16 protein-coding genes are annotated in these 16,281 nt (G+C 70.6%); 10 read left to right on the top strand and 6 right to left on the bottom strand.

Going from position 1 to position 16,281, the window contains the following annotated elements; genetic code table 11:
* Positions 1 to 147 precede the first annotated feature (147 nt).
* From OG736_RS14750 to OG736_RS14740, 3 genes are all read right to left on the bottom strand, one after another.
* A complete protein-coding gene (locus OG736_RS14750; RefSeq protein WP_327182847.1) occupies positions 148 to 1,119 on the bottom strand; it encodes a hypothetical protein in 972 nt (323 codons plus the stop codon).
* 120 nt (positions 1,120 to 1,239) lie between these two features.
* Positions 1,240 to 2,244, bottom strand: coding sequence for a zinc-dependent alcohol dehydrogenase (locus tag OG736_RS14745; RefSeq protein WP_327182846.1), 1,005 nt, complete (start codon positions 2,242 to 2,244; stop codon positions 1,240 to 1,242).
* The gene (locus tag OG736_RS14740; RefSeq protein WP_327182845.1) at positions 2,241 to 3,401 is read right to left on the bottom strand and encodes a mandelate racemase/muconate lactonizing enzyme family protein; all 1,161 of its coding nucleotides are present in this window, start codon (positions 3,399 to 3,401) and stop codon (positions 2,241 to 2,243) included. Before OG736_RS14740 ends, OG736_RS14745 begins: the two co-directional genes overlap by 4 nt.
* Before the next feature lie 256 nt (positions 3,402 to 3,657).
* Here OG736_RS14740 and OG736_RS14735 point away from each other — a divergent pair, with 256 nt between their 5' ends.
* The 6 genes from OG736_RS14735 to yjfF all read left to right on the top strand — a co-directional run bounded on the left by OG736_RS14735 (position 3,658) and on the right by yjfF (position 11,004).
* The gene (locus tag OG736_RS14735) at positions 3,658 to 4,542 is read left to right on the top strand and encodes an SCO2400 family protein (protein WP_327182844.1); all 885 of its coding nucleotides are present in this window, start codon (positions 3,658 to 3,660) and stop codon (positions 4,540 to 4,542) included.
* A 495-nt stretch (positions 4,543 to 5,037) separates the two neighbouring features.
* Positions 5,038 to 6,084 (top strand): LacI family DNA-binding transcriptional regulator, encoded by a 1,047-nt coding sequence (locus OG736_RS14730; RefSeq protein ID WP_327182843.1) that lies wholly within the window; start codon positions 5,038 to 5,040, stop codon positions 6,082 to 6,084.
* Between the two features lie 133 nt (positions 6,085 to 6,217).
* Positions 6,218 to 7,225 carry an ABC transporter substrate-binding protein gene (locus OG736_RS14725; RefSeq protein ID WP_020126951.1) on the top strand — a complete coding sequence of 336 codons (1,008 nt, stop codon included), beginning with the start codon at positions 6,218 to 6,220 and terminating at the stop codon, positions 7,223 to 7,225.
* 94 nt (positions 7,226 to 7,319) lie between these two features.
* Positions 7,320 to 8,864, top strand: coding sequence for a sugar ABC transporter ATP-binding protein (locus OG736_RS14720; RefSeq protein ID WP_327182842.1), 1,545 nt, complete (start codon positions 7,320 to 7,322; stop codon positions 8,862 to 8,864).
* Complete coding sequence (locus tag OG736_RS14715) at positions 8,861 to 9,982, top strand: ABC transporter permease (RefSeq protein ID WP_327182841.1); 1,122 nt, start codon at positions 8,861 to 8,863, stop codon at positions 9,980 to 9,982. The genes OG736_RS14720 and OG736_RS14715 overlap by 4 nt, the downstream gene beginning before the upstream one ends.
* The gene (yjfF, locus tag OG736_RS14710) at positions 9,982 to 11,004 is read left to right on the top strand and encodes a galactofuranose ABC transporter, permease protein YjfF (RefSeq protein WP_327182840.1); all 1,023 of its coding nucleotides are present in this window, start codon (positions 9,982 to 9,984) and stop codon (positions 11,002 to 11,004) included. Before OG736_RS14715 ends, yjfF begins: the two co-directional genes overlap by 1 nt.
* Positions 11,005 to 11,042: 38 nt before the next feature.
* On the opposite strand, the gene OG736_RS14705 is transcribed toward yjfF, so the two are convergent.
* Complete coding sequence (locus tag OG736_RS14705; RefSeq protein WP_327182839.1) at positions 11,043 to 11,444, bottom strand: ATP-binding protein; 402 nt, start codon at positions 11,442 to 11,444, stop codon at positions 11,043 to 11,045.
* Positions 11,445 to 11,625: 181 nt separating this feature from the next.
* Between OG736_RS14705 and OG736_RS14700 the strand changes: the two genes are divergently transcribed.
* From OG736_RS14700 to OG736_RS14690, 3 genes are read left to right on the top strand one after another with little or no spacing between them, the layout of a single operon-like run.
* A complete protein-coding gene (locus tag OG736_RS14700) occupies positions 11,626 to 12,168 on the top strand; it encodes a GntR family transcriptional regulator (protein ID WP_327182838.1) in 543 nt (180 codons plus the stop codon).
* A complete protein-coding gene (locus OG736_RS14695; protein ID WP_327182837.1) occupies positions 12,165 to 12,959 on the top strand; it encodes a GntR family transcriptional regulator in 795 nt (264 codons plus the stop codon). The genes OG736_RS14700 and OG736_RS14695 overlap by 4 nt, the downstream gene beginning before the upstream one ends.
* Complete coding sequence (locus OG736_RS14690) at positions 12,956 to 13,147, top strand: hypothetical protein (protein ID WP_327182836.1); 192 nt, start codon at positions 12,956 to 12,958, stop codon at positions 13,145 to 13,147. Before OG736_RS14695 ends, OG736_RS14690 begins: the two co-directional genes overlap by 4 nt.
* 157 nt (positions 13,148 to 13,304) lie before the next feature.
* On the opposite strand, the gene OG736_RS14685 is transcribed toward OG736_RS14690, so the two are convergent.
* Complete coding sequence (locus OG736_RS14685; protein WP_327182835.1) at positions 13,305 to 13,757, bottom strand: MarR family winged helix-turn-helix transcriptional regulator; 453 nt, start codon at positions 13,755 to 13,757, stop codon at positions 13,305 to 13,307.
* Positions 13,758 to 13,855: 98 nt separating this feature from the next.
* Here OG736_RS14685 and OG736_RS14680 point away from each other — a divergent pair, with 98 nt between their 5' ends.
* Positions 13,856 to 14,875: an NADP-dependent oxidoreductase gene (locus OG736_RS14680; protein WP_327182834.1), complete on the top strand. Its 1,020-nt coding sequence runs from the start codon at positions 13,856 to 13,858 to the stop codon at positions 14,873 to 14,875.
* A 126-nt stretch (positions 14,876 to 15,001) separates the two neighbouring features.
* Here the strand turns inward: OG736_RS14680 and OG736_RS14675 are convergent, their stop codons facing one another.
* Positions 15,002 to 16,177 carry a serine hydrolase domain-containing protein gene (locus OG736_RS14675; RefSeq protein ID WP_327182833.1) on the bottom strand — a complete coding sequence of 392 codons (1,176 nt, stop codon included), beginning with the start codon at positions 16,175 to 16,177 and terminating at the stop codon, positions 15,002 to 15,004.
* Between the last annotated feature and the right edge of the window lie 104 nt (positions 16,178 to 16,281).

Raw genomic sequence — 16,281 nt, 5'->3', positions numbered from 1 at the left:
ATCATCCTTGATGTGTGTGCAGGGGTCGGTATCGCGGTGCGTCGGCCGCTCCCGGAGCAACGCCGGGAAGAAGAGAAGAAGTGAAGAAGCGGTGTGTGGGATTCTGCGCGCCTGTGTCGGCTTCTGTGAAGCGGGGTTTCCGGAACGTTATGACTGGATGTCAAACCGCTTGAGTTCACCCGGCAGGCGCGAGCCCAGCGGCGCCATGTCGCCGTCCGCGCCATGACGGGCGAGGAGGTCGAGGGCGAGCCGTCCACGCCGCACCCGTTCCCGGGCCGTGGAGAGCGCCAGATCCCGCAGGTGATGGCCGTAGGGGTAGATCCCCGGGGCCTTGGACAGGCCGAACTTCAGGTAGAGCGGTGCACCGCGCCGGATCAGCTCGGCGACCTCGTACATCCGGACGTAACCGCCGAGATCGTCGGGGGCCTCGATGTACATGTCCATGGGGGCGCCGGAGACCCGGCGGATCTCGGTCAGGTGGTCCAGGGTGAGGTCGCTGGGCACGTTGACCGAGTCGGCGCCGAGCTGCTCGTACACCGCGTACGCCGCCGGGTTGACGGGGCCGATGAGCGCGGACACCTTCAGTGTGGTGTCGGCCGGGATGATGCCGGCCGCACGGGCGCGGTGCAGCGTCCACAGCACGCCCTCGTCGGCGACGAGCAGGCACTTGACGCCCAGTTCCGTGGCCCGGACGGCGTCCTCGACGCATCCGGCGACGGCGTCGTGACCGCGGGCACGCAGCCCGCCGCCCCGCGAGTCGGTGCGGGTCGAGCCGCCGATGTCCCAGGTGCCGCGCGGCCCGGTGAAGAGGCAGAGCTCGATGTCACGCTCGCCGGTGGCGTCGACCATCTCGGTGATCTCGGCGTCGGTCAGCATCCACACGCCGCTGCCCTGGCTGATCCGGTGGATCGGCACGTCGAGGCGCGAGGCCTCCTTGAGGATGACGGCCAGCGCTTCGGGACCCTCGCACGAAGGGACCTCGGTGCGCCAGCGGCCGCCACCCGGGAAGGTGTGGGCAGAGGTGTCGGCGGGGTCGAGCGCGGGCGCGCCCAGGCCGAGGGCGGTGAGCGCCTGCTCACCGGGTCGACGGGCTGCCGTGGCGGAAGCGTCGGTGGTCACATGCCGTCCTTCGTGTTCGATATTTCGGTCAAGGTTCGCGGCTCAGGTCGTGCGGGGTGTGGGTGTACGCCGGTGCGGGGGCGGTCAGGTCGCCTCCGCACCGGCGTACGGCTCAGGGGCTTACGGCTTGAGCAGCACCTTGCCCACCTTCGGATCGCCTGATCCCACCAGGTCGATGGCCGCGGAGAACTCGGCGAGCGGCAGTTCGTGCGTGACCAGCGGCAGCGGATCGAGCAGCCCGGCTCCGAACACCCGGACGGTGTGCGACCAGGCGTCCGGCGGCGCTCCGAAGACGGTGTGCACCTCCAGCTGTCGTACGACCAGGTCCGTCGGGTCGAGCCCGTCGGCGCCCGGCGCCGGGATCCCGGTGAGGACCAGCCGGCCACCGCGCCGCAGCAGCGAGGCGGCGGTCCGGGCGGCGGACGCGGACCCGGCGGTCTCGATGACGACGTCGAAGTCGTCCGGGAGCTCCTGGTCCCTGGTCCGGAAGTCGGTGGCCCCGAACTGCCGGGAGAGCGCCTCCCGGTCGCTCCGGGTGCCGACGACCAGCAGCTCGGCGGGCGATCCCGCCTTCAGGAACTGGACGGCGAACATGCCCAGCGTCCCGGTGCCGACGACGGCCACCTTCTCGCCCGGCAGCGCGTGCGCCTTGATCGCGGCGGCCGCGATGCAGGCGGCGGGCTCGAGCAGGGCGGCCGCGGTGAGGTCGGCGTCGTCCGCCAGGACGTGCAGCAGCCGGGCCGGCAGGGTGAGGGTGGCCGCCATGGCCCCCGGCTGGGTGAAGCCGGTCTCCTCGTACCCGTCCGTGCACAGCGTCGTCTCGCCCGCGTGACAGCGGTCGCAGACCTGGCAGTTGCGGAACCCCTCACCGACGACCTTGCGGCCGACGAGCGACGCGGGGACCCCGGCGCCGACCGCCTCGACCGTCCCCGACCACTCGTGGCCGGGGGTCAGCGGGTAGCGGACGTAGCCCTCGGGCCGGTTGCCCTGGTACACCTCGCGGTCGCTGCCGCAGATGCCGGTGGCGTGGACGCGGACGAGCGCCTCGCCGGGTTCCGGCCGCCGAGGCTCGTGCGGGACGAGCCGGTGCTCGCCCGGCGCCTCGACGACGACGGCTGTACTCACTTGCTGCTGCCCTTCGGCTTGCGCTGCTCCCAGCCCTCGGCCCAGAGGTCGAAACGGGCCTGCTGCTGCGGGAACTCGGCGGCGGCGTCCACGTCGAGCTCGACACCGAGACCGGGCGCGTCGGACAGGTGGAAGTAGCCGTCGACGACCTGGGGAGCCCCCTTGACGACCTTCTTGATCTCCGAGTCGGCGAAGTCGTTGAAGTGCTCGAGGATCTTGAAGTTCGGGGAGGTGAAGCCGACCTGGAGCGAGGCGGCGGTGAGGACCGGGCCGCCGACGTTGTGCGGGGCGACGAGCACGTAGTGCGCCTCGGCGGTGGCGGCCAGCTTCCTGGTCTCCCAGATGCCGCCGATGTGGCCGACGTCCGGCTGGATGATGTCCACGGCCTGGCTCTCGAAGAGCTCACGGAACTCGACGCGGTCGTGGATGCGCTCACCGGTGGCGACGGGGATGTCGACCTTCGCGGCGACCTTCTCGAGAGCCTTCAGGTTCTCGGGCGGGCACGGCTCCTCCAGCCACGCGGGCTTGAAGGGCGCGAGTTCGTTCGCGAGCCGGACGGCGGTGGCGGGGGAGAAGCGGCCGTGCATCTCCAGCATCAGCTCGGCGTCAGGCCCGATGGCGTCGCGCACGGCCTCGATGAGCGAGACGGCGTACAGGGTCTGCTGGTGGTCCAGCTCGAAGTGCCCGGTGCCGAAGGGGTCGATCTTGAGCGCCTTGTAGCCGCGCTCCATGACTCCCTGGGCGGCCTTGTGGTAGGCCTCCGGGGTCCGCTCGGTGGTGTACCAGCCGTTGGCGTAGGCCTTGACCTTGTCGGTGACCTTGCCGCCGAGGAGCTGCCAGACGGGCACGCCGAGAGCCTTGCCCTTGATGTCCCAGCAGGCCATCTCGACGACGGCGATGCCCGACATCACGATCTCGCCGGCCCGCCCGTAGTCGCCGTACTTCATCCGGCGCACGAGGTCCTCGACAGCGAATGGGTCGGAGCCGAGAATGTGGTTGGCCTCGGCCTCCTTCAGGTAGCCGATCAGCGCGTCGGTATGACCCAGCATGCGGGTCTCTCCGACACCCGTGATGCCCTCGTCGGTGTGCACCAGGACGTAGGTCAGGTTGCGCCACGGCGTCCCGACCACGTGCGTGCTGATTCCGGTGATGCGCACGGAAGTTACCCTTCGGCTGTTCGAGATTTCGTCACATGTTCGAAATGCTGGCCAGACAGTAAGGATTGCGCGAGGCGAGTGTCAATGGGTCGAACAGGTAACGGTTTCGGCAGTTTCGGTACTCCTTTCGAAACTTGGCCTGCCGCGCTGTGGTCCAGGTCACTCGAAGTGTCGCGCCGGTATGGCCGGTTTCCCACACAACTTTCACAGGTGAACCCGGGAACGCGCCTGTCCGGGAACTTAGTCTTCCCGCGTCATGGACTACTGCCACCCGTGCCGACGGCACCTCAACGGCGCCCTCGCCTGCCCGGGGTGCGGCGCGCCTGCTCCACAGCTACGCGCGTATCCGCCCGGCGCGTCCGGACCCGAGCCCTACGCGCAGGACGCGGCGGCGCACCTGACGCCCGGCGCCCCGGACGGTCGCGGCGCCCCGGACGGCGACGGCGCTCACGACGGCCGGGATGACCGCGGCGATCACGACGGCCGGGATGACCGCGGCGATCACGACGCTCACGACGGGTATGTCGATCACGAAGCCGGGAGCGGCGAGCCGCAGGGCCGGGCCGCGCGTCGCCGCGAGCAGGGTCGGGGCGGTCGGCGCGGCCCCCAGGGCGCGGCCGGCGCGCCGGAGGCGAGCCGCCGCGACCGCAAGGCCTCGGCCCACCGAAGACGCCGCAAACGCATCGTACTGATCACCGTCGGCTTCGCGCTCGCGGCCGGCGGCCTGAGCCTGGCCGAACTCGGCGTGGACGCACCGGGGTTCACCTCCCCGGGGAACCCGGCGGCGGCCGGGGGAGAGGCGTCCGAGGTCGACGGTTCGTCGTCGGGGCCGAGCGCGTCCGCGCAGCCCCTGGACGACAGGACCGACACGGGCGGGGACAAGGCCTCGAGCTCCCCGAGCCCCTCCGCCTCTCCGTCGGCGTCGGAGTCCGCGAAGGACGCGTCGGCCACGCCGGGCCCGGACAAGGAGGCCCAGTCGGCCACCCTCCCCGGCTCCTCCGGGTCGACCTCCGGATCGACCCCTTCGGACTCGGACTCCGGCTCGGACCCCACCCCGACCGCCGACCCGTCGGCGCCGGACGCGTCCCCGGATCCGTCGCCCTCGCAGACGTGCACACGCTTCCTGTGGTGGTGCTCGTAGGGCTCCGCCAGAGCCTGCCGTCCGGCCCCCGGCCGCGCTGAGCGATCGTCATGTGGGCCGTCCACAACGTCGTGCAGGACGCCCCGGTACGGCCGAAATCGGTGTGCCGTGAAGCGGGTTGGGCGTGTTCCGGCCGCGGGGCCCGTCGGCGGCCCGCTGCCCGGTGCCCGGCCTCGGCCGCCCTTTCGGCCTGTGACCAGGGACGATGCGCTGTCCCCGGCAAGCGCGTTATGGAACCGTGACGAGCTTCCCGTGCAACCCCCTTGACCGCCATGAATTGTTAGCGCTCACAATGACCTCCGCATTCACCAGTCGGCGACGACGTCAGCACGGGGAGGTACGAACGGTCGTGCCCGCAGCGTCCCCACTCGCTTTTCCCGCCGGTGTCGTCGGGCCCACCGGGATCCCGGAGTGAAGCCCGTGGCGCGGAACCGTCCGCCCACACCGCAGGACTTACCGGAATTGTCGGCAGACGAGCGCCAAGGAGGTGCGGCCGTGACACACACCCGGCTCCGGCCGCCCACCATGGCCGACGTGGCGCGCCTGGCCGGCGTGTCCCACCAGACCGTGTCCCGCGTGCTGGGAGAGCACCCCAACGTGCGGGACGAGACACGGGCCAGGGTGCTGCGGGCGATCGAGGAGATGGGCTACCGCCGCAACTTCTCCGCACGTGCCCTGGCGACCCGGCGCACCCGGACGCTGGGCGTGGTCGCCTCCGACACCACCCTCTACGGGCCGGCCAGCACGCTGTTCGCGCTCGAGGAGGCGGCGCGGGCCGAGGGATATCTCGTCTCGACGGTCAGTCTGCGCGAACTGACCATGGAGAAGCTCTCCGAGGCCCTGGACCATCTCAGTGAGGGCGGGGTGGAGGGCGTGGTCGCCATCGCCCCGCAGCGGTCGGCGGTGGACGCCCTGGCCGAACTGCGCCATCCCTTCCCGGTGGTGGTCGTGGGCGGCGAGCCGGGCATGGACATCCCCCGTGTCGGCGTCGACCAGCATCTGGGGGCGCGGCTGGCGACCGGTCACCTGCTGGCCGCCGGCCACCGCACGGTCTGGCACCTCGCCGGACCCGAGGACTGGCAGGAGGCGGCCGACCGGGCCGCCGGCTGGCGGGCCACCCTCGAAGCGGCGGGCGTCGAGCCGCCCATGCTGCTGCGGGGGGACTGGAGTCCGCTGTCGGGCTACCGCGCGGGCCAGGAACTGGCCGGCTGGGTGGGCCGGGGGCTGACCGCCGTCTTCGTCGCCAACGACCAGATGGCGCTGGGAGTGTTGCGGGCCCTGCGAGAGGCGGGCGTCCGGACTCCCCAGGACGTCGCGGTGGTCGGCTTCGACGACATCCCGGAGTCGGAGTTCTTCGCGCCGCCGCTCACCACCGTCCGGCAGGACTTCTCGACGGTGGGCCAGCGAGGCATCGCGCTGCTCCTGGAGCAGATCGAGGGCCGGCCGGCAGCCGACACGCCCCGGATCGCGATCGAACCCCAACTCGTCGTACGCGCAAGTACGTTCCCGAGCGCCGCTCAACCGGAGGGCGTACCCCTCTGACGCACCCCGTCGGACCCCTGACCAGCAGTGTGGCCGAAATGCCGAACAGTGATCGACAGGCTGGACGCAGCACGGCCGGTCCATCGAGTACCAGCAGGTCCATCCCCGGGCCGGCTCTTCAAAGGAGAAGAACATGCTCAGCAGAAGAAACTTCCTCACCGCGGCGGTCGGCGTGGCGGCGGCGGGCGGCCTGGCGGCCTGCGCCAAGGAGGACGACGGCGCGTCCAGCAGCTCCTCCGGGGACGGCGGCAAGGCGATCACGCTCGGCTTCTCCCAGGTCGGTTCGGAGAGCGGCTGGCGCAGCGCCAACACCGACTCGGTGAAGGCGGCGGCCAAGGAGGCGGGTTACACCCTCAAGTTCTCCGATGCCCAGCAGAAGCAGGAGAACCAGATCTCCGCGATCCGCAGCTACATCACCCAGGGGGTCGACGTCATCGCCTTCTCGCCGGTGGTCGTCACCGGGTGGGACGCGGTGCTGAAGGAGGCCAAGGCCAAGAAGATCCCGGTGGTCCTCACCGACCGCTCCGTCGAGACCTCCGACGAGTCCCTGTACGTGACCCTGGTCGGCTCCGACTTCACCGACGAGGGCCGCCGCGCCGCCAAGATCCTCGAGAAGGTCATCGCGAAGGCCGGCCTCAAGGGCGCGGTGAAGATCGCCCAGCTGGAGGGCACCACCGGCGCCGCCCCCGCGATCGAGCGCGCCAAGGGCTTCAAGGAGGTCATGGACGCGAGCCACAAGGACGACTGGAAGGTCGTCGTCAGCCAGACCGGTGACTTCACCCGTGCCGGCGGCAAGCAGGTCATGGCGGCCTTCCTCCAGTCCAACCCGGACATCAACGTTCTCTTCGCGCACAACGACGACATGGCCATCGGCGCCATCCAGTCCATCGAGGCGGCCGGCAAGAAGCCCGGCAAGGACATCCTGATCGTCTCGATCGACGGCGTGAAGGACGGCTTCGTGGCCATGTCCGAGGGCAAGATCAACGCCATCGTCGAGTGCAACCCGCTCCTCGGCCCGCAGCTGATGGACGTCGTCAAGAAGGTCAAGGACGGCGAGACGGTCGAGCGCTGGATCAAGACCGAGGAGGGCGACTTCATGCAGGACCAGGCCGCGGCCGCGCTCCCGAGCCGCAAGTACTGACCGACGCACGCACCGGCAGGGAGCCTCCGGTCGGCCGAGCCGTCGGTCCCGGGGCTCCCTGCGGGCCTGAACGAATCTCAAGAGGAGCGCTGCCATGGCAGAGCCACGGCCCGTCCTGGAAATGACGGGCATAGTCAAGGAGTTTCCGGGGGTACGGGCTCTGTCGGACGTCGACTTCCGGCTCTTCCCCGGCGAGATCCACGCCCTGATGGGCGAGAACGGCGCGGGCAAGTCCACCCTCATCAAGGTGCTCACGGGGGTCTACTCCCTGGACGGCGGCACGATCACGCTGGACGGCGAGACCGTGCGGATCACCAGCCCGCTGGAGGCCCAGCAGGCCGGCATCAGCACCGTCTACCAGGAGGTCAACCTCTGCCCCAACCTGTCGGTGGCGGAGAACATCTTCATCGGGCGTGAACCGACCCGGCTGGGCCGCATCCAGTGGAAGCAGCTGCGCCGGCAGGCGGCGGAGCTGGTGGACCGGCTCGGACTCGACATCGACGTCACCGCCCCGCTGTCCTCGTACCCGCTGGCCGTGCAGCAACTGGTCGCGATCGTCCGGTCGTTGGGCACCGGCGACGGCGCGGGCGGCGGCAAGGGGCCGGGCACCAAGGTGCTGATCCTCGACGAGCCGACCTCCAGCCTCGACCGCGACGAGGTCCTCCAACTGTTCGCGCTGATGCGGCGGTTGAAGGACGAGGGTGTCGCGATCCTGTTCGTGTCGCACTTCCTCGACCAGATCTACGAGGTCTGCGACCGGATGACCGTACTGCGCAACGGCACCCTCGTCGGTGAGCACATGGTGCGCGACCTCGACCAGGTCGGCCTCGTCCAGCTCATGCTCGGCAAGGCCATGGGCCAGCTGGACGAACTCCACGAACACCAGCTGCACTCCGACGCCGGCGAGACCCTGCTCGTGGCGGACGGCCTCGGCCGGACCGGCGGCATCGCCCCGTTCGACATGGAGATCAAGAAGGGCGAGGTGATCGGGCTCGCCGGCCTGCTCGGATCGGGCCGGACCGAACTCGCCCGGCTGCTCTTCGGCGCCGACCAGCCGGACACCGGAAAGGTGTCCATCGGCGGCAGGCAGGTCTCGATGAGCGCCCCGAACGACGCGATCAACGCCGGTGTCGCCTTCTGCTCCGAGAACCGCAAGAGCGAGGGCCTGGTGCCCGATCTGACGGTGCGCGAGAACATCATCCTGGCCCTGCAGGCCGCGCGCGGCTGGACCCGGCCCATCCCGGTCGCCCAGCGCGACGAACTCGTCGCCAAGTACATCAAGGCGCTGGACATCCGCCCCGCCAACCCCGAGGCCAGGGTCGGCCAGCTCAGCGGCGGCAACCAGCAGAAGGTGCTGCTGGCCCGGTGGCTGATCACCCAGCCGAAGCTGCTGATCCTGGACGAGCCGACGCGCGGCATCGACATCGGAGCCAAGGCGGAGATCCAGAAGCTCGTCGTATCGCTCTCCGAGGACGGCATGTCGGTGCTGTACATCGCGGCCGAGCTGGAGGAGGTACTCCGGCTCAGCCACACCATCGGAGTGCTGCGCGACCGCCGGCTGGTGGCGCAGATCGCCAACGGGCCCGAGATCACCACGAGCCGGATCCTGGAGACCATCGCGAGCGGAGAGCACCAGTGACCACCTCTTCGACCACCTCTTCCCGGTGGCGAGCGCTGACCCACCACCACCTGTTCTGGCCGGTGGCGGTCCTGGTCCTGCTGCTGCTCGTCAACGTTCCCTTCACGCCCGACTTCTTCTCGATCAAGATGGCGGACGGTCACCTCTACGGCAGCCTCGTCTCGATCGTGCTGTTCGGATCGCCGCTCATCCTGGTGGCGGTCGGCATGACCCTGGTCATCGCCACCGGCGGCATCGACCTCTCCGTCGGCGCCGTGGTCGCCATCACCGGAGCACTGGCCTGCTCGTACATCAGCGACCAGTCCGACCAGGGCGCCCTGTCCGGGGTGCTGCTCGCCATGGGCCTGGGTCTGCTGGCCGCAGTCGTCTGCGGTCTGTGGAACGGCTTCCTGGTCGCCAGGATGGGGATCCAGCCGATCATCGCCACCCTGATCATCATGGTCGCCGGGCGCGGTGTCGCCCAGCTGATCACCGACGGCCAGATCATCACCATCAACAGCGAGCCGTACAAGCTGATCGGCGGCGGCTACTGGCTGACCCTGCCGTTCTCCATCTTCGTGGTGGCCGCGGTCGTGGCCGTCACCGTGGTGCTGACCCGCCGCACGGCACTCGGCCTGCTGGTCGAGGCGGTCGGCGGCAACGCCGAGGCCAGCCGCCTGGTGGGCATCAGGTCCCGGCGCATCAAGATCATGGTGTACGCGTTCTGCGCGCTCTGCGCGGGCATCGCCGGCCTGATGATCAGCTCCAACACCTCGGCAGCGGACGGCAACAACGCCGGCCTGTGGATCGAACTCGACGCGATCCTCGCCGTGGTGATCGGCGGCACCTCGCTCCTGGGCGGCCGGTTCTCCGTCGGCGGCACGGTGGTCGGCGCCCTCGTCATCCAGACCCTGACCACCACGATCTACACCATCGGCGTGCCGACCCAGACCAACCTGGTCTTCAAGGCCGCCGTCGTCATCGTCGTCTGCCTGCTCCAGTCCCCGAAGTTCCGCGCCAAGGTGTTCGGCGCCAGGTTCGGCGCCGGATCCGGCGCGAAGGGAAGCGGCAAGACGGCCGCGGCCCCGGCGGACCCCGCCGCGGCGTCCGAGGCCGCCCCCAAGATGGAGGTGTCGTGATGAGCGCGACCACCCAGAGCCCCACGGCCTCCGACAGCCGTACCCCGTCCACGGCCTCGCGGCTGCTCGGCGACCGGCGTCTGCCCGTCGCGGTGACGGCCCTGCTCTTCCTGCTGATGTACGGCGTGGGCCTGAGCCGGTACCAGAACTACGGGTTCGGTGAGCCGCAGGTCTTCCTGAACCTGTTCATCGACAACGGCTATCTGCTGGTCGCCGCGGTCGGTGTCACCTTCGTCATCCTGTCCGGCGGCATCGACCTGTCCGTCGGTTCGATGATCGGCTTCACGACGATGTTCACGGCCTGGCTGGTGGAGCGCCAGGGGCTGCCGCTGCTGCTGGTGATCCCCATGGCGCTGGGCGTGGGCGCGCTCGGCGGTTTCCTGATGGGCTATGTGATCCACAACTTCGAGATCCAGCCCTTCATCGTGACCCTCGCCGGCCTCTTCCTCTTCCGCGGCCTGTGCCTGGTCATCAGCAAGGAGTCGATCTCCATCGGCGACTCCTCGGTGAGCAGCATGGCCCAGGCGCAGGTGTCGCTGGGGATGGGCTTCCTGTCCATCGGCGCGATCGTCTCGCTGGTCGTCCTCGCCGTGGCGTTCTACGTCCTGCACTACACCCGCTTCGGACGCCGGGTGTACGCCATCGGCGGCAACGAGCAGTCGGCCATGCTGATGGGTCTCCCGCAGGGCGGCACGAAGATCGCCGTGTACACCGTGAGCGGGTTCTGCTCGGCGCTGGCCGGGCTGCTCTTCACCCTGTACATCCAGTCCGGCGACCCGCTGCACGCGACCGGCATGGAACTCGACGCGATCGCCGCGGTGGTCATCGGCGGCACGCTGCTGACGGGTGGCTCCGGGTATGTGCTGGGCACCCTGTTCGGCGTGCTGGTGCTGGGCCTGATCAAGAGCATCATCCAGTTCGAGGGCACCCTCAGCTCCTGGTGGACGAAGATCGCCACCGGTGTGCTGCTGTGCGCGTTCATCCTGGTCCAGCGCTTCATGACGACCCGCAAGAAGACCTGAGGCGATGCGACGCTCCCGGCCCGGGCCGGGAGCCGTCGTCAGGGTGTCCCGGGCAGGCTCTCGGTCTTGAAGGTCACCCACACCGTCTTGCCCACGGAGTGTTCGGTGATGCCCAGGTCGTCCGCGAGTTCCCGGGCCAGGAAGAGGCCCCGGCCCGAACAGGCGTCGGGGGCCGGCGGGCACGCGGGCACGGGATGGTCACCGGTGTCGCGTACGGCGAGGCGGACCAGAGGGCCGTCGAGGGTGAGGGTCACGCAGTACTGCCGGCCGGGGGGCACCCCGTGCAGCAGGGCGTTCGTGGCGAGTTCCGATACGCACAGCTCTATGTCGTCCAGCCGGTCGACGCAGTCCCAGTCGCTCAGCACCTGGTGGACGAAGACCCGGGCGGCCCGTACGGACGCGCGCGAGCGGGGGAAACGACGTTGCCGTGACAGGGGCACGGGGGGCACCTCCGGTGGTTCTGGGGCGTCCTGCGGCGAAACCTTACTGTTATTCGCGAAAGGTAACAAGGTAGTGAAGGGTGGCTGAGGGTGGCTGAGGGTGGCGGTTGGCGGATGAGCCAAGTCGCCTACCGTGTAGGGCGGCAGGGTCGAAAGAACGGTCGGCCGTACAGGAGGAGTCGTGGGTGCGAGCGGATGGGTCAGCGCGTCGTTGCCGTATCTGACGCCACGGGGCACCGGGCAGGGCGACGCCTGGGCGGCCGAGGCCGCCGCGCAGGGGCGGCGTGGCAGCCAGCGCATCCTGCACGCCGGTGAGGTGCCCGCCCCCGCCGACGTCGCGGCGCTGCTCGGCGTCCCCGAGGGCGAGCAGGTCGTCGTACGCCGGCGGCTGATCCTCCTCGACGACGAGCCCAGCGAGCTGACCGACACGTACTACCCGACGGCCATAGCGGCGGGCACCCGTCTCGCCGGGACCGCCAAGATCCCCGGCGGAGCCCTCACCCTGCTCGCCGAGCTCGGTCACGTCGGCGTCCTCGTGCGGGAGGACGTGACGGCCGGGATGCCGGACGAGGAGGAGCGCCACTCCCTGCGGACCGCCCCCGAGGAACCGGTCCTGCGGCTCGTCCGGCTCACGCTGGACCACGCCGACCGGCCGATTCAGGTCGACCGTATGGTGATGCCTGCCCTACGGCAGAGGCTGCGCTACCAGATCAGGATCGGATGACCGTGCCCAAGGCAGACCCGGAAGCCGTCGACCGCCGCTCCCTGCACGAGCGGATCGCGGCCGATCTGCGCGACGACATCATGAGCGGAGAGCTCGCTCCCGGCGCCAACCTGCCCACCACCGCCCGGCTCAAGGAACGCTTCGGGGCGTCGAGCGCCACGGTCCAGAAGGCCCTTCAGCTTCTCAAGGAGGAGCGCCTGGTGGTCGGCCGGGCGGGCGCCTCCGTCACGGTCCGCGAGCACCGCCAGCGCACCGTCCGGCCCGCCACGCTCATCCGGCCGGGCAACCCCGGAGCGCCCTACCGGTGGCTCTCCGAGGCGGCCAAGCACGGCACGCACGCCCGCATACAGCTCCTCGACGTGGCCGAGAGCCGGCCGCCCGCCGACGTGCGTGCCGCCCTCGACCTCCCGGCGGACGGCATCGCGCTGCTCCGCGGCCAGATACTCCTCGTCGACGACGAGCCCGCCGAACTCGTCGAGTGCTACTACCCGCTGGACATCGCCCAGGGGACGCCGCTGGCCGAGCGCCGGCGGATCAGGGGCGGCACCCCCGCCCTGCTGACCGCACTCGGCCACCCGCCCCGCCGCAGCACGGACCGGGTCTCCGCCAGGGTTCCCACCCAGGCCCAGTACCAGGCACTCCGCCTCACCAGCGGCATGCCGGTACTGCGCACCCTGCGCGTCATCCACAGCGACGGCGGCCGCCCCGTCGAGGTCACCGTGATGGTGAAGGCGGGCCATCTCTACGAACTGCAGTACGAGTTCACGGGCGAAGAGGCGGGAAGCGCATGATCGTGCTCGCCCTGACGGGGATCCTGGTGCTCGTCCTCGGCGGCTGTGCCTGTGTCTGGTGGGCGGCGCGAGGCGGCCCGCGCTGGGCACGTGCCGTGGCCGTCGTGACCCTCGCGGCGGGCGAACTGGTCCGCGGGGCGAACCGCACGGACCGTACGGGCGGCGGAAAGTCCGGCTCGGACGACTGAGCCACAGGCGCGCACGAGCGTCCCCGTGCGGGTCGGGCGCGTCGCTCTCGGGCCGGGCGCAGGCATGCACGGTCAGGCCCGCCGGGGTCAGGCGCAGTCACGCCCGGCGCGGTCAGGCGCGGTCGGGTCCGGCGAGGTTCGGCGCGGTCGGGCGCGGTCAGGTCCCGCCGTCCTCCGTGCCCAGCATGCGCCGCAGCAGTCCCCGCAGCACCACCCGCTCCTCCTCCGCCAGCCCCGCCAGCGGCTCCCGCGCGAACCGCAGCGACTCGCGCAGCCCCTTGGCGATCTTCCGGCCCTCGACCGTGGCCGCCGCGAGCTTCACCCGGCGGTCGGCCGGATCGAGGCGTCGCTCGACCAGGCCGCGGGACTCCAGACGGTCGACGATGCCGGTCACGTTGGACGGCTCACACTTCAGTTTCTGCGCCAGCTTCCGCATCGGCAGCGGCTCCAGCGAGAGCAGGCTCAGCAGCCGGGCCTGCGCGCCGGTGAGGGCGTGACCTGCGGCGGCTTCCTCGTAGTCCTCGTAGTAACGGGCCACGACCTCGCCGATCAGGCCGACGACCTCCATGGTCAGGGCATCGGGGAGAGGGGCCGGATGTGGGGTGGGCATGGATCCAGGGTACCCCGTTACTTGACATTCTGAAATATTCAGGAGCATGGTTGTTTCAGGTAGTGAAGCATTTGCGAGCACAGGAAAGGCAGCCCCCCATGACCGAGTCGGCCCTCCCCACCACCAGCCGCGAATGGCGTCTGCTCAGCCGCCCCGTCGGCTGGCCGAAGCCCGAGGACTTCGAGCTGGCCGAGGCGGAGATCCGGCAGCCCGGCCCGGGTGAGGTGCTGGTGCGCAACGCCTACGTGTCCGTCGACCCCTACATGCGCGGCCGGATGAGCGCGGCCAAGTCGTACGTGGCCCCCTTCGAGCTGGGCAAGGCCATGCAGGGCGGGGCGGTCGGCGAGGTCGTCGCCTCCGCCGCCGAGGGTGTCTCGGTCGGCGATCACGTCCTGCACTTCGGCGGCTGGCGCGAGTACGCCACCTTCGACGCCAAGCAGGCCGTCAAGGTCGACCCCGAGGCCGCGCCCCTCTCCACCTACCTCGGCGTCCTCGGGATGACCGGTCTCACCGCCTACGCGGGCCTGCTGCGCACCGGCTCCTTCAAGGAGGGCGACTCCGTCTTCGTGTCGGGCGCGGCCGGCGCCGTCGGCAGCCAGGTCGGCCAGATCGCCAGGCTGAAGGGCGCCTCCCGGGTCATCGGCTCGGCCGGCTCCGACGAGAAGGTCAAGCTGCTCGTCGAGGAGTACGGCTTCGACGCCGCCTTCAACTACAAGAACGGACCCGTGGCCGCGCAGCTCCGCGAGGCCGCTCCCGACGGTGTCGACGTCTACTTCGACAACGTCGGCGGCGACCACCTCGAGGCGGCCATCGGCTCGCTCAACGAGAAGGGCCGCATCGTGATCTGCGGCATGATCTCCGTCTACAACAACACCGAGCCGGCCCCCGGCCCGAAGAACCTCGCCCGCCTCATCGCGACCCGTGGCCGTATCGAGGGCCTCCTGGTCGGCGACCACTACGACCTCCAGCCGGAGTTCGTCCAGGAGGTCGGCGGCTGGGTCCGTTCCGGCGAGCTGAAGTACCGCGAGACGGTCGTCGAGGGCATCGAGAACAACCTGGAGGCGTTCCTCGGGGTGCTGCGCGGCGACAACACCGGAAAGATGATCGTCAAGCTCTGACCCCCGGCCCGTGACACCGCCCTGGCACCGGTCGTCGCGTACGGCGAAGGCCGCACCCCTGGACGTGGGGTGCGGCCTTCGCTCGCTCGGCAGGCCGTCCGCGGGGCCTTCCGCCGTGCCCTGCCGTCAGCCGGAAGCCAGTGCGGCGGCATGCACGGCCGCCGCCAGCCGGTCGTTCTCCGGCGCGGACCCGCCCGGGAAGGCGAACCGGCGCCGTGTGTAGCCGTAGGCGAGCCCGCTGCGCGGATCCGCGAAGGCCTGGCAACCGCCCGCCCCGCTGTGCCCGAAGGCCCCGGCACCGAGGAACGGGTGCCAGGTGTCGGCGGTCGCCTGGAAGCCCAGCCCGTACGACCTGTGCGAACGCGCCACCACGTCGTAGCCCACCGAGTGCAGCTGCCCGAACTCCGCCGCCGTGTCCTCCTTCAGCAGCGGCGCCTTCCCGCCGACCTCGCTGATCGCCGCCGCGTACAGCCCGGCCAGTCCGCGCGCCGAGGCCACCCCGCCCACCGAGGCCGGCCCCCGGGCCCGGATCAGGGGATCGTTGGGCAGGAGTTCCAGATCGGTCGGCTCGGCGGCATGCCGGTTGAAGGCGACGGCGGCCAGGGTGTGCGGCCCGCCCGGCAGGGAGTCCAGCAGCGCCCGCTGCTCGGCGGTCGGCGCCATCGGCTGCGCGGTGCGGAACCGCGGCTCGTGCGCCGCGGGCAGTCCCAGGAAGAAGTCCAGCCCGTACGGGACGCGCACCCGCTCCTCGTACACCTCCTGGAGCGTGCGGCCCGTGGCCCGCCGTACGACCTCGCCGGTGAGCGCCCCGATGACCAGCCCGTGGTAGCCGAAGGCGGTGCCCGGCCGCCAGAACGGCCTCTGGTCGGCGAGGCGCTCGGCGATCTGCCGGTCGTCGGCCAGTTCCCGCGGCGAGAACCCGCTGTCCGTGCCGATCACCCCGGCCCGGTGCGCGAGCAGCTCGCGCAGGGTCAGCGCGCCCTTGCCCTCGGCCGCGAACTCCGGCCAGTAGTAGGTGACTTTCCGGTCCAGCTCCAGGGTGCCCTCCTGGACGAGGAGCGCGACCACCAGATGGGCGGCGCCCTTGGTGGAGGAGTAGACGCCGTAGAGGGAGTCGGGGCCGGCGCCGTCACCCGGCGCCCACAGGTCGACGACCCGCCGTCCGTGCACATGGGCGCACAACTGGCCTTCGTAGTCGGGCTGCTCCTCCGCCACGAACGCGGCGAACGCCTCCCGCACCGCTTCGAATCCGTCGGCGACGCTGCCGTGGATCTCCTTCGTCGTCCGAGTCAATCGAGTCATTCGCTCTCCTCAACCAGCCCACTGCTTGCGTGTGCCATGGTGATCAACACCTGGCCGAGATCGTTGCTTCCGGAGATCGGTACGGCGAGGTGTACCTGTTCGAC

It is taken from the genome of Streptomyces sp. NBC_01334 (assembly GCF_035983595.1).
Lineage (GTDB): Bacteria > Actinomycetota > Actinomycetes > Streptomycetales > Streptomycetaceae > Streptomyces > Streptomyces coriariae.
This window is presented reverse-complemented; position numbering and strand designations above follow the sequence as displayed.

What these genes read in the sequence shown, in the direction of transcription:
- OG736_RS14725 (WP_020126951.1), top strand. Translation starts at nt 6,218, where the DNA reads ATGCTCAGCAGAAGAAACTTCCTCACCGCGGCGGTCGGCGTGGCGGCG.
- OG736_RS14675 (WP_327182833.1), bottom strand. Translation starts at nt 16,177, where the DNA reads ATGACTCGATTGACTCGGACGACGAAGGAGATCCACGGCAGCGTCGCC.
- OG736_RS14695 (WP_327182837.1), top strand. Translation starts at nt 12,165, where the DNA reads ATGACCGTGCCCAAGGCAGACCCGGAAGCCGTCGACCGCCGCTCCCTG.
- OG736_RS14680 (WP_327182834.1), top strand. Translation starts at nt 13,856, where the DNA reads ATGACCGAGTCGGCCCTCCCCACCACCAGCCGCGAATGGCGTCTGCTC.
- OG736_RS14720 (WP_327182842.1), top strand. Translation starts at nt 7,320, where the DNA reads ATGGCAGAGCCACGGCCCGTCCTGGAAATGACGGGCATAGTCAAGGAG.
- OG736_RS14690 (WP_327182836.1), top strand. Translation starts at nt 12,956, where the DNA reads ATGATCGTGCTCGCCCTGACGGGGATCCTGGTGCTCGTCCTCGGCGGC.
- OG736_RS14735 (WP_327182844.1), top strand. Translation starts at nt 3,658, where the DNA reads ATGGACTACTGCCACCCGTGCCGACGGCACCTCAACGGCGCCCTCGCC.
- OG736_RS14685 (WP_327182835.1), bottom strand. Translation starts at nt 13,757, where the DNA reads ATGCCCACCCCACATCCGGCCCCTCTCCCCGATGCCCTGACCATGGAG.
- yjfF (WP_327182840.1), top strand. Translation starts at nt 9,982, where the DNA reads ATGAGCGCGACCACCCAGAGCCCCACGGCCTCCGACAGCCGTACCCCG.